Here is an 11,979-nt window from a genome sequence, read left to right as displayed (position 1 = left end):
CGTGATCCTCCGTTGTGGCTGGATCGCGACAGGCAAAGCTCTCCCCTCAGCAGAAACGGCAATTTCCGCTTGGCAAAAAAGCTCGCAATGGCTATGTCTGGGGAAGCAAACTGTTCCAGACGGCCTAGCCACCACGGCCCGTCACGAATTTATGCAAAGCCCGCCCGGCAAGGCGGGCTTTCGCATTTCAAGCGGTCTGCTGAGTAGGTTCTCTCCCGCGCTCGATCAGTTGCAACAGCGCCTGGCTGCGGCTCCGCAGACCCTGGCGTTTCTTGATCTCGTCGATGAGGGCGACAGTCTCGTCGGGGAGCTGGAACAGCACCTCCTGCGCGCCGGCGTCCCGAAGGCGCTGGCGGTAGCGGATGTTCCTCCCAACATAGGAAGCGGCGGCTTTTGGCATCGGCGAATCTCGAATCAATTCCCTAGGGAATTAACTGTCGGCGCTTCGTTCGGGATTGTCTACCACTTCTTCGCAGCGATTCGTGCTTGAGCACTGAAAAGCCCGGTTTCCTTGTGAATTTTCGTTATGGACATTTGGTCCGCGAACACAGAAAAGGGGCGCGACTCGTGCCCCCTGCCCAGACGCAGCTGTACTAATGCTCCACGCGATTCGATTAGAAAGCGCGAAAGCAAGAATTCATGAAAAAGGGAATTCTACCGCTTAAGGCCGCGTTGAACTTCCCAAGCGTCGAGTGCCTCAAAAAGCAGCTCGTTCAGCTTGAGATCGGCAGCGGCGGCACGCTGGCGGAATCGCTTGCGGAAGGCGGGCGACACCTTGAACGCGAGCGCCTGGAGATTGGCAGTCCGGGTGGGTCGCTCGGCCGCATGCTGCGCATTGGCCGGCGCTGGCGGCGGCACTGCCGCTGGAGTCGGGCGCGGGACACGCTGGACTGCCTCAGTCATCGGCCGGGCGGCCTCGGAGGTCAGCGCGGCGAGATCAATGGCCGGGCGCTTGCTCATGGAATTATCTCTTTCATGAATTCTCCCTTTCCAACTTTTCTCTGATTTCGTGCCAAAGCGCCGTAATCTCCTGCGCCGCAATGCCCTTGACCTCGGTTTCCAAGGCGGTTTTCCCGTGAGCGAAGGTTTCGGCGTAGATGACGCGCTCGTGCATCCGGGAGCTGAGCACGAGACCGAGCGCACCGAGCGCCATAGCGGCGCCGTCGTTGTTGCGGAGCTTAGGCCGCACCCGCGTCAGGACGAATTGGAAGGGCTTCCCAGACTCGCGGATCAGTGGCAGGCCTTTGACCAGCGCGCGCAGGTCGGCCGGGGTCGGGTTGAGCGGAATCAGGATCAGGTCGGCAAGCGCGAACAGATCGGCGTTAACTGCGCCAATCGAAGGCGCTGTGTCGATGAAGAGATAAGCAGCCCCTGCCTGGTCGAGCGCCTGCACCCTACCCGCCAGGTCGTCGAGCGACAGCTCCGAGTAGCGCGGCGTCTCGATGCCGCTTTGCTTGCGCTGGTTGAACCAGTCGGCGGCGGTGCCCTGCGGATCGGTGTCGGAGATCACGACCGGACCGTCGCCAGCGGCCTCGGCCGCGGCGGCCAAATGAACCGCCGTGGTAGATTTACCCGACCCGCCCTTCTGATTCGCGATGACGATCGTTTTCATGAAAGTGATATTGTCTGAATTCCCATTTTCATGAAAGAGGGAATTCCTCTCTTTTAGGAGAAAACGAGAATTCTCTCTTTCTCTATAGGATGCTGACAAGCACTCACGAGTCCAGACCAGGTCACGGATCGCTTCATGCGCCGGATCCGGCACCCAGACCGCCGTCAATTCCCCCGCCCGATGTAGCCTGGCCAGGTTCACCGCGTCCCGACGATCCGTCTTGATCCGTTCCCCCGGCTTGCGAGGGATCAGCGACGGCGCCACCACCACGCAGCCATGCCCGGCCGCCGTCAGCTGTCGCTGGATCCCGTAGCCACATGGACCCGCTTCATAGCAAAATCGCAGTTCCCCGCCCACGCGCTGCAACTTCGTCACCACCCTCGTCAGCGCCTCCGGGGTGTTCGCGATCCGGCCATACTCGCGCACGTCATCGCGGCCGCCGGATTCCGCCAGCGCGACCGTGATCGTCTCCTTGTGCACGTCCAGCCCGATAAAAGTGATATGCTTTCCCATGACCCGTCTCCTATGCATTGAGGCTCGGCACCGGACCTCCCGGCGCAACCCTCGGAAACCTGCATACTGCGAGACGGGTCACCCCAATCTCAGGCGAACATCTGGTCTAGCGACGCCCTTTCTCGACATGCTGCACCGGCAAGTCCGGCGTGCTGACGGACAAGCAGCTGATCGATGCGCTACGACCCTCTGACGGCTACATGCGGCTCTACGAGGCGAGCCAGCTCGATGGACGGTCGAGGCGGTCGTTACCGACAATCTGAGGTCGCACCCGCTGTTTACGAGTGATGAACTCGCCCGGGAGCGACAGCGACTCAAGAATTACGGATATATAAGGGCGCTTACCGCCAAATCTGTCCGTAATTCTTGTTTTCACTTTTTCTCTCTTTCCATCTTTTTGGAATTCCGGAAGCGCACAGGAGCGGCCGACCGCGTAGGCTGCGCCTCGGTCTCGTGCAGTTTCAGGGAATGCAGATAATCAGAAGCACGATCACAGCGGGCGGCTGGGGCAGGGCAAGAGATTCAGCCCTGGCATTGTAGTGGGCGGGCAGACCTTCGCACTGAGCGGGACTTCGCTAACCTAGTCGTCGAGCGAGGTCCCGTGTTCACCAGCCGGATGGCAAGGCTATGACGGAGCAGGTGCGATCCCACGTATGGCGTCGTCCGTGAATTACGCGACCGGGCGATATCAGGCTGAAAGGAGGCCGAGACGTCCGGCCCTGATAAGCAAGAGCCTGACCGAAGATGGATGCCAGCGCGTGCCACCCCGAGGGGTGCGCTCACGCATGGCCTCGAGCTGAGTGGCGATCTGCTGCAGGGTGTGGCCGGGTGCCGCCGTCTTGATGCCGGCAACCAGGCGTACCAGCCGATCGTCACTCCTCTGTGGAGGAGCTCGGCCCAGTAGGCTACGGTCAGCCAAACCTTCAGCGACGAGCCGATGGACGGTGCGGCGCAGTCGCTCGACGGTCCAGATTCTGCCGGAAGCGTGGTGTGCTGGTGTGGCCTGTCCGCGGTTGAGAACCCGGACAACATCCCCCCACGGCTGGTCGGGCCGCATCCTACGCACGGTCGGCAGCCAGGAATCGAGCTGGCTCAAAATGCCGTCGAGATACGCTGCATCGCGACTCTTTCTGATCTTGCGGATGGCTTCCGGGTCACGCGCGCGCAGGCCCGGATTACCGCCGATGCGGCCACGGACCCGGGCTGCGCACAGACCCGCCCTGGTGCGCTCGGCGATGAGGGCCCGCTCGAGCTGGGCGACGGCACCGAGCACCTGGAGGGAGAACATGCCTTGCGGTGTTGTGGTGTCGATCGGATCGCGCAGGCTGCGGAAATGCGCCCCCACGTCCTCCAGCTGCTCGATGACGGCGAGCAGGTGGCTGACCGAGCGGGCGAGGCGGTCGAGCCGGACCACGACCAGGGTGTCGCCGGCCTGGATGGTGCGCAGCAGGCGGGCCAGGACCGGGCGGCCGCGGTCGGCGCCGGAGGCGTGTTCCTCGAGGATGTCGGCGCAGCCGGCCGCCTGCAGCTCATCGAGTTGCGGATCCGTGCCCTGTTCCTCTGTAGAGACCCGCGCGTAGCCGATCAGTCGGCCGGGGACGGGGTTTTTTCGGCCCTTGGGCGATGTCACGGCGATCAGGCCCTCCTTGGGGCCGATTTTTACAATTCAACAAGGCATCTGTAAACGACCGTTTGCGGAGGTGGCCAAGTTTCTGGGAAGCGCCGATCCCTCTGCGAGCCGCTCCGATTGCAATCGACCAGGGCATGTTCTGTCAGGATTCAGGGGACGCTTTGCAGCGAACCAGGGCACGGAAACCCGCGCCAAGCGGCCTCAGATCGGCCTTTGTCAGGATCCAGGGCGCGCGACAACTGCGCCCGGGATCCTACGAAAATGCCGTAGTATCGACAACCAGACATCACGACATCAGTGAAAAAACTTTTTTGCGCCCTGAAAAAAATGGTTTTTTCGTGCTATACGGCATATGGCGCAAAATTACGGATCAAAATATTGATTTTTATGATGGAGATCTTTGCGGCTTCCCGCCCGGCCCGGGCCCGATTCCTCTCCTCCATCAGCGGCCGGCGCAAAACATGAGCGACGGCCGACCAAGCGATGATCTCACGGTCGCAGTCGTCGATGACGAACAGAACCCGGACGATGTCACCGTTGCGGCATTTAAGTTCAAGATGGTCTGAGCACCAGCGGATGTTAGAACGCAGCGCGATGACGACGCCATCATGGGTTCTGGCAGGGCGATAGGCGGTATGCCGGGCCAACACTAGGCCATTAGCCTGCATGATGCGCAACACCCGCTTCCGATTGACCGGCGGCAGGTTCTGGGCGCGGCGTTCTGCGGTTGAGCAAGGCCGCGATGCGCCGATAACCGTAACTTGGCCGCTGATCGGTCAGCTCGCGGATCGCGGGCAGGATGGCGACATCTTCAGCCTTCGCATGGGGTTTGCGTCCGGCGTTGTCGGGAGAGGGTGCTTCGCCTGCTCCGCCAGGTTGGAGCGGGCAACACCAAGCGTGTCAGCGATCGCTTTCATGGCGAACCGTCCCTGTCGAGCGAGGCAAGCCGCAAGACTGGCTTTTTGGGGGCGGCCAGAGCGAGCGCCTCCTTGAGGATCTCGGCTTCCATCGTCTTGCGGCCGAGCAGGCATTCCAGGTCGCGCACGCGCTTCTCAAGCTCCTGCACACGCGCCACGCCAACGACATCGTCGTCGGCCTGAACAGCGGTCGCGCCGCCTTCGAGCATCCGCCGCTTCCAGGAAAGGAGCTGGCTGGGAGAAATCCCCGCCCGGCGAGCCACATAGGAAACCGACAAGCCGGGCTGCATGGCCTCTTCGACCAGACGCACCTTCTCGGCCGTCGTCCAGCGCCGGCGGCACTGCACAGAGGTGATCACTTCAACACGCCCGCAACGGCTATCGGGGACGGAACTCATAGTCATATTCATAGGCGTATGCCTATGAATATGCCTTATCGAGCTATATCCCCTGTCCGGTCAAAACGGGGGCACTCCATACTGCCGGGAGGATCTTCGCTATGCAAGCAGCCTTACCGATGCCAAATGGACTTTGATAGCGCGGCGTGGCGCGCATTGCGGGAGAAAGCGTTTGACGGTTCATCCCCGCGCCTGCGGGGAACGCGCTTGGCAATGCATATTCGGGCGCGCTCTCGGCGGTGTGTCGACGAGAAATCGCAGATCCAGGCGCTTGACCGCACGCAACCACTGCTGCCGATGCGCCCCGGCCAGATCGAGCGCCGAACCCACGACTACACCCGGCATGGCACAACCTCGCTGTTCGCCGCGCTCGACATCGCCACCGGTGCGGTCATCGGCCGCTGCTACCCCAAGCACCGTTCCAGCGAGTTCAGGAAGTTCCTCGACCAGATCGAGGCCAACGTGCCGAGCAACCTCGACGTCCATCTGGTGATGGACAACTACGCCACCCACAAGACCAAACCGATCCGCGATTGGCTCGCCAAGCGCCGCGCTGGCATGTCCACTTCACCCCCACAGGAGCATCCTGGATTAACCAGGTCGAGCGCTTCTTCGCCTTGGTGACCGAAAAGCAGATCAGACGCGGCGTCCACCGCTCAACCCAGCAGCTGGAAAGCGATATCCGCGCCTTCATCGACGCTCATAACGCCGATCCCAAGCCCTCCCGCTGGACCAAGTCCGCCGACAACATCCTCGCCGCTATCCAGCGCTTCTGCCAGCGCTCAAGCCAAATCAGAGAAACTACAGAATCACGACACTAGCATTGCTTTGATCCAGATCAAAGACGCTAGGCCGTCTTCGCCCATAGTAGGCCAACCCGGAGCAGGCGGAAGTCACCCGCTTCCCGATCAGCCTCCGGGTATCCGTAACAGAAACGGGAGCGGCCTTGGTGGCTTCCGCACACGGAGTGTCATGCCACAGTTTCCGCACCAATTCCGGCGATACCGAGCACTACATCGCGATCGCGACTCCTGCGCAGCTCAGCTTGGCTCGGCAGATCGATGCGCTAGGGCAGCGCTATGCCGCGGTGCGACAAACCTTGCGCCTGCCGCCGGACAGCGCGGTTTTCCGCCGGCTGTATGTGAGTGATGCCCTCAACCAGGCAGCAATGGTCCGCGACAGCAGCCTTTATCGCGAACCATTGGACAGTCCGGTTGCCGTCTCCATGGTGCAGCAACCGCTGCTGAGCGGAGCGAAAGTCGCGATGCTAGCTTACCACGTGGACTCCGCCACGCCGCTATGCAAGGCCCGCGCGCCATCCTGTGACCTATTGCTGCACAGGGGCGATCTGCGCCACCTGTGGAGCACACAGCTGTGCACATCCACCACAGCGGCGCCCAACTCCGCCGCCGAGCAGCCGCGCGATATTTTCAAACGACTGATCGGGGCGGTGCAGGCGCAGGGCGGTACGCTAGCAGATAACTGCGTTCGCAGCTGGATCTACGTGAAGGACATGGATGTGTTCTACCAGGACATGGTCGCTGCCCGTACCGTGCTGGTTCAGCAGCACGGCCTCACCCGCGATACCCACTACCTGCCCAGTACCGGCATCGAAGACGCCTGTGGCCACCAGTGTGACGTGGTGCTGATGGACACTTACTCCATCTCCATCATCGGCCTCGCGACGGAACAGGTGTCCTATGAATGCCTATGACCGGCTGTGTCACACGCGTGACTACAACGTGACGTTCGAACGCGGCAACCTCACACGCCAGCGTGCGCGCGTACTGGGCAATGTTGATGCGCTGCTGCACGCCGGTGGCGCGACCATCGAGGCAATGAGCCACTTCATCGTCTATCTGCGCGACTCCAGCGACTACAACGTCGTGGAAGCGTGCTTCTCCGATAAGTTTTTCAAATGTCCCGCGCCTGATTCTGCGCGGCCCGCTATGCCGCCCTGAATGGCTGGTGGAAGTCGAGGGCGTGGCAAACTGTCGCTCCCGCTCTGCCTGTGTTCTGAACGACCCCCGCAAGGCTGTCTGCGCCCAGACGCTTCACACGAAAGGAAATCCCCGGATGGCCGACACCAGCGCACCATTCAAGATGCTCGACGAAGCCGCGATCACCGCCGCGGCGTTACGGCGTGATCCGTACGACTACTGCTTTGTCGAGAACGCCATGCCGCAGCTCCTGAAGGAAGAGGTTCTGGGCGATGCGCCCACCATTCCGGAGCGGGGCAGCTATGCCTTGCCTGACCTGCAACACGGTCCGCATTTCGGGGCCGTGGTGCAGGACCTGATGAGCGACCGCTTCCGCCACTTGGTGGAAGCAAAGTTCGACATCGACCTGAGCAAGCGGCCGGCGTGCATTGTGATGATGGGCAATACCAGCGGTCACTACAATGAGGGCTACGCACATCCCGATAGCCCGCACAAGATCATCACCGTGTTGGTCGGATTTACCCGCGCCTGGCCGTATGAGCGCGGCCGGCTGCGCGTACTGCGTAGCAAAAACCGCAACGACTACGCCTTCGAGTTTGCCCCGGAATTCGGCCACATGCTGATGTTCCGCGTCTGCGACCATTCATGGCACGGTTTCCTGCCGCAGAAGGGCCAGCGCAAGAGCTTGCAGCTCTGCTACGTTGATTCTGAGTGGTACGTGCGCAAAGAATACGCACGCCACAGTCTGAGCGCGTACGCTAAGTCGGTGCCACTGCTGCGCAAGGCGATCGACTGGGCGCCGCGCCGCCTACCGGGGGGCCGTTGATGCAATATCCTCCGGTTCCCGCAGTGGAGGACATCGCGCAGCACTTCATGCGTGCAGTGCGCCAGTCGGAATGTGGCGACTGGCCGTATCGGCACTGGAAGTTGCGGGACGTACTGCCCCTAGATGTCTGCACCGGCATCCTGACCCTGCCGATTGCCCCCCCGATGCTCGGCCTCACCGACGGTACACGCAACACCTACAACGACTCGCGCTGCTTCATCACGCCGGCGCTGCGCCGCAAATACCCTGGCTGCGAGGCCCTGGCGCAGGCGCTGCAACGCCCCGACGTTGCGGCGCTGATGGCGGAGATCTGCGACATACAGGTCAACGGCAGCTATCTGCGCATGGAATACATCCAGGACCTGGACGGCGCCTGGCTGGAACCTCACCGGGATATCAAGGAGAAGCTGTTCTCCATGGTGATCTACCTGTTCCTTGGTCCCGACGCGGCGGAGTGGGGCACCGACATTTACGACGCGGACAAGCGCTGGGTCAGCCAGTCATCCGGGGAATTCAATTCTGGCACGATCTTCATTGCCGGCCCGGCGACCTGGCACGGCTTCGATCCGCGACCCATCGTCGGCGTGCGGCGACTCATGGAGATCAACTATGTCAGCCCCGACTGGCGCGACCGACAGCAGTTGGCGCTGCCGGAGGCAGCAATCCAAGTGGGGTAATCCGCTACAGTTGTGAATGGGTCTTGGTGCGGGAACATATTGTCCTTCTGCGCGGGTGACCTCGTGGCCCCGCGATCTGATTGGTGCTACCTGCGTGGCGCTGGAGCCGGTGTTCAAGCACATCGAGACGATGGTGTTCGCCGGTGCGCGCCTGCATGGCGACGACACCACGGTGCCGGTGATGGCACGAGGACAGACCGATACGGCGCGCGTGTGGGTTTATGTGCGTGATGATCGGCCGTTCGGCGGATCGGGTTCCCCCTGCGCGGTGTTCTACTATTCACGGGATCGCGCCGGCGTTCATCCGCAAACCCATCTCGCCGGATACCACGGTATATTCCAGGCCGATGCCTATGGCGGCTACAACAAGCTCTACGAGTTGAACCGATCTCCTGGACCGATCATCGAGGCGGCGTGCTGGTCGCACGCCCGACGAAAATTCTTCGAGCTGGCCGATTGCCGCGCGAACGCGAAGCGCAAGGCCCAGGGTAATAGCCTGCCTATCCGATGACTTTTTTGATCCAGTCTCGTTGGGTGATTGAAGCGATTTGTTCTGGCATCTGCATGAACTTGTTCCAGGCGTTTCGGCAGGCGGCAAGAATTTCGTCGTAGCTGTTCCAGACTTGATGGCTGATGGCTGAGGAAGTTGCCGCGCAGAAATTGCCAGATGTTTTCGACCGGGTTGAGCTCTGGCGCATAGGGTGGCAGCGACAGCAGGCTGATATTGTCTGGCACTGGCAAACGTTCGCCGGCTTGATGCCAGCCGGCACCGTCGAGCACCAGCACGGCGTGCGCGCCCGGCGCAACCTGCGTGCTGATTTCCCGAAGATGCTCGGCCATCGCCTCGCTGTTGACCGCCGGCATGATGATGGCGGCACCAATACTGCGTTCCGGGCAGACGGCACCAAACAGATAGGCGGAATCATGGCGGTTGTCGCGCACAGCCAGTGGTCCGCCCAAAGCTCCAGTGTATCTTCAACCGACGCGCCGCCAATCATCATGTCTCGAATCATGGTTCAACGAGGTCCCGCGGCACAGGTCTTGTCGCTGCTGCGGGCGGGACGTCGTTGAAGCCGGATTGAACGAAGCGATCATCTCGTCGCCAAGATCATGCTTCTGTCCGTGGTCAGTACGCAGGACTGCCACATCATGCCATCAGATCCGGATCCGGCAGGTCAATCTAGAGCGTTTTCTGACCTGAGTGAATCGTATGGGGATTCCCGAATCGGGTGAGAGGTGATTCGGCCCGAAGTAACGGAACGCCCCGCGCTGTAGCATAAGCGGACAAAGTGGGAACGCTGACGGGTTGGGATCGGGGTTTTCTGCGGGTTTGAGCGGAGAGCGCGGTTCTGAGGCCGGAATTGCGTGTGTATGGAAAACACCTGTTTTCCGTCGGTGGTCCGAGACCTGCCGAAAAATTCCGAATTTTGCGCCGAATTATCTACGGAAAACACCGTCGGAATGGCATGATATACGGAAACCGTCTTGAAGGGGATTTCCGTACATGCTGATCGGCTACATGCGCGTCTCGACTGATAATGACCGACAGGTGCTCGACCTGCAACGCGATGCCCTGCTCGGCGCCGGCGTCGATGAGCGGCATCAGAAGAAATCTCTTGCCTGCAGCTTGAAATGGCGAACATGAGAGCGGCATGTGCCCCGCCGAGCCCGCATCCCTCCAATCCAGGCGTCTGGCCATCACCAATTCCGCCAGCCCCGGACCCACACGCCTGCGCTGCTCCACGCCTGCCCAATGTCCGATCGTAAAGCTCACATAATGTCCAAAGCCGAATACCGCGTCAAAAATTTTCAGGTTAGACAAGGCTGTCCGCTGCGGATCATGGCGCAAAAAAAGCGGTGGATCCGGCGGTCCGTAGACAATTCAGGGTGGAAGGTGGCTGCGAGTATGTTGCCCTGACGAACCAAGGTGGGAAAACCTCCATATCGTGCCAAAATTTCCACGTGGGAGCCTGTCCTCACGATACACGGCGCGCGGATGAAGACCATTTCGAGCCCTCCACCGGAGAGGGCGCAATTTCCCATAGCAACACGGGATTCGGTCTGTCGTCCATAAGCATTGCGCTGCACGACTATGTCCAAAACCGCAAGGCTTTGCTGCGGCGACGGCAGAACCTCTTTGGCGAGGATAATGCAGCCGGCACAGGTACCGAACACTGGCTTGGCCATAGAAAACTCACGCACGGCTTCGTACATATTTTCGCGTGTGAGCAGCTTGAGGAGTGCCGTCGATTCGCCGCCCGGAATCACCAAGCCGTTCAGATCAGCCAATTCTTTTGTCGCGCGGACCAACACAATCTCGGTACCACTACTGCGCAAAGCCTCCGCATGTGCCGCGTAATCGCCCTGCAAAGCCACAACGCCGATTTTCAGGGACAAGTCTGTCAATCCCTTATCGGCAGCACCTACCAGCCTCGTGTCTGGAGCAACGCTTCTTCTTTCAAACTAGCCGCAGCAAGGCCGTGTATGGCTCCGAGACATGATTCGCTGATCTCGGCAAGAATCTGCGGGTTGTCGTAATGCGTTGTTGCCTGGACTATTGCTTCTGCGCGTGATTGTGCCTCGCTAGGATCAACAAAATGCTGTGAATCTCTCATGAAGATACCAGAGCCTACGAAAACTGCTTCTGCACCTAGATGACGGACGAGCGCCGCGTCAGCAGGGGTTGCAATGCCGCCGGCCGCGAAGTTTGGCACGGGCAGTCGGCCGATACTGGCGACGATTCTTACCAACTCGTAGGGAGCCGCCAATTCCTTTGCGGCGGCATACAGTTCATCCTCGCGTAGAACCGTTAAGGCGTGAATATCCTTGGCGATTTGCCGGACGTGCCGGACTGCGTGCATCACATCGCCGGTACCGGCCTCCCCTTTTGTCCTTATCATTGCGGCTCCTTCGGCAATCCGCCGCAGTGCCTCGCCCAGGTTACGTGCCCCACAGACGAAAGGAGATACGAAAGCGTGCTTGTTGATATGATGCATTTCATCAGCCGGGCTCAGAACTTCCGACTCATCGATGAAATCTACGCCGAGAGCCTGAAGCACCTGCGCTTCGGCGAAATGGCCGATTCGGCATTTTGCCATCACGGGGATCGAAACGGCAGTCATGATCTCCTTGATTTTTTTCGGAGAAGCCATTCTAGCGACGCCACCCTCAGCTCGTATCTGTGCGGGCGCCCGCTCGAGTGCCATCACCGCCACTGCACCGGCGTTCTCTGCGATCTTCGCCTGCTCTGCGGTAGTGACATCCATGATGACCCCACCCATGAGCATTTCGGCTAGTCCCGTCTTAAGTCGCAACGGTGATGTTTCGATAAGGTTAGTCGGCATATCGCTCATATATAGAACTCCTGTGTAAGTGTCCGTCTAGCAAGCCGACACGCGCTGCGCGGCTAAAATTTCCGCGCATAGGCAGCAGAGTTGAAAGTTATCTCGCTTCTGCCCGCTCATAC

10 protein-coding genes and 6 pseudogenes are annotated in these 11,979 nt (G+C 60.5%); 7 read left to right on the top strand and 9 right to left on the bottom strand.

Features of this window, described 5'->3' with window-relative positions:
- Positions 1 to 187: 187 nt before the first annotated feature.
- The 6 genes and pseudogenes from ACMV_RS18965 to ACMV_RS21705 all read right to left on the bottom strand — a co-directional run.
- Positions 188 to 400 carry a ribbon-helix-helix protein, CopG family gene (locus ACMV_RS18965; protein ID WP_013635139.1) on the bottom strand — a complete coding sequence of 71 codons (213 nt, stop codon included), beginning with the start codon at positions 398 to 400 and terminating at the stop codon, positions 188 to 190.
- A gap of 254 nt (positions 401 to 654) precedes the next feature.
- Positions 655 to 960 (bottom strand): hypothetical protein, encoded by a 306-nt coding sequence (locus tag ACMV_RS18960; RefSeq protein ID WP_013635138.1) that lies wholly within the window; start codon positions 958 to 960, stop codon positions 655 to 657.
- A gap of 13 nt (positions 961 to 973) precedes the next feature.
- A pseudogene (locus ACMV_RS21715) lies at positions 974 to 1,600 on the bottom strand (AAA family ATPase); the annotation flags it as partial.
- Between the two features lie 63 nt (positions 1,601 to 1,663).
- Positions 1,664 to 2,125 (bottom strand): annotated as a pseudogene (locus tag ACMV_RS21710) (IS110 family transposase); the annotation flags it as partial.
- A 688-nt stretch (positions 2,126 to 2,813) separates the two neighbouring features.
- Positions 2,814 to 3,755: a recombinase family protein gene (locus ACMV_RS18945; RefSeq protein WP_013635136.1), complete on the bottom strand. Its 942-nt coding sequence runs from the start codon at positions 3,753 to 3,755 to the stop codon at positions 2,814 to 2,816.
- Between the two features lie 470 nt (positions 3,756 to 4,225).
- Positions 4,226 to 5,082: pseudogene (locus ACMV_RS21705) on the bottom strand (IS3 family transposase); the annotation flags it as partial.
- Between the two features lie 231 nt (positions 5,083 to 5,313).
- Between ACMV_RS21705 and ACMV_RS18935 the strand changes: the two are divergent.
- From ACMV_RS18935 to ACMV_RS18915, 6 genes and pseudogenes are all read left to right on the top strand, one after another.
- A pseudogene (locus ACMV_RS18935) lies at positions 5,314 to 5,891 on the top strand (IS630 family transposase); the annotation flags it as partial.
- A gap of 128 nt (positions 5,892 to 6,019) precedes the next feature.
- Positions 6,020 to 6,784 (top strand): RidA family protein, encoded by a 765-nt coding sequence (locus tag ACMV_RS18930; RefSeq protein WP_013635131.1) that lies wholly within the window; start codon positions 6,020 to 6,022, stop codon positions 6,782 to 6,784.
- Positions 6,771 to 7,031 carry a RidA family protein gene (locus tag ACMV_RS21335; RefSeq protein ID WP_048858316.1) on the top strand — a complete coding sequence of 87 codons (261 nt, stop codon included), beginning with the start codon at positions 6,771 to 6,773 and terminating at the stop codon, positions 7,029 to 7,031. Before ACMV_RS18930 ends, ACMV_RS21335 begins: the two co-directional genes overlap by 14 nt.
- A gap of 115 nt (positions 7,032 to 7,146) precedes the next feature.
- The gene (locus ACMV_RS18925; protein ID WP_013635129.1) at positions 7,147 to 7,836 is read left to right on the top strand and encodes a 2OG-Fe(II) oxygenase; all 690 of its coding nucleotides are present in this window, start codon (positions 7,147 to 7,149) and stop codon (positions 7,834 to 7,836) included.
- A gap of 23 nt (positions 7,837 to 7,859) precedes the next feature.
- The gene (locus tag ACMV_RS18920) at positions 7,860 to 8,513 is read left to right on the top strand and encodes a 2OG-Fe(II) oxygenase (protein ID WP_231844559.1); all 654 of its coding nucleotides are present in this window, start codon (positions 7,860 to 7,862) and stop codon (positions 8,511 to 8,513) included.
- Positions 8,514 to 8,586: 73 nt separating this feature from the next.
- Positions 8,587 to 9,003 (top strand): annotated as a pseudogene (locus tag ACMV_RS18915) (IS66 family transposase); the annotation flags it as partial.
- Between the two features lie 10 nt (positions 9,004 to 9,013).
- On the opposite strand, the pseudogene ACMV_RS20450 reads toward ACMV_RS18915, so the two are convergent.
- Positions 9,014 to 9,464: pseudogene (locus ACMV_RS20450) on the bottom strand (IS630 family transposase); the annotation flags it as partial.
- 553 nt (positions 9,465 to 10,017) lie between these two features.
- Between ACMV_RS20450 and ACMV_RS21055 the strand changes: the two are divergent.
- Positions 10,018 to 10,158 carry a recombinase family protein gene (locus ACMV_RS21055; protein WP_013635125.1) on the top strand — a complete coding sequence of 47 codons (141 nt, stop codon included), beginning with the start codon at positions 10,018 to 10,020 and terminating at the stop codon, positions 10,156 to 10,158.
- 164 nt (positions 10,159 to 10,322) lie between these two features.
- Here ACMV_RS21055 and pdxT read toward each other — a convergent pair whose 3' ends face one another.
- Both pdxT and pdxS read right to left on the bottom strand, forming a co-directional pair.
- Positions 10,323 to 10,910, bottom strand: a complete 588-nt coding sequence (pdxT, locus tag ACMV_RS18905; RefSeq protein WP_013635124.1) for a pyridoxal 5'-phosphate synthase glutaminase subunit PdxT — start codon at positions 10,908 to 10,910, stop codon at positions 10,323 to 10,325.
- Positions 10,911 to 10,936: 26 nt separating this feature from the next.
- Positions 10,937 to 11,866 carry a pyridoxal 5'-phosphate synthase lyase subunit PdxS gene (gene pdxS / locus ACMV_RS18900; protein ID WP_013635123.1) on the bottom strand — a complete coding sequence of 310 codons (930 nt, stop codon included), beginning with the start codon at positions 11,864 to 11,866 and terminating at the stop codon, positions 10,937 to 10,939.
- Between the last annotated feature and the right edge of the window lie 113 nt (positions 11,867 to 11,979).

This window comes from Acidiphilium multivorum AIU301 (assembly GCF_000202835.1).
Lineage (GTDB): Bacteria > Pseudomonadota > Alphaproteobacteria > Acetobacterales > Acetobacteraceae > Acidiphilium > Acidiphilium multivorum.
Note: the sequence above shows the minus strand (reverse complement) of the source record. Positions and strands in the feature narration are given on the sequence as shown.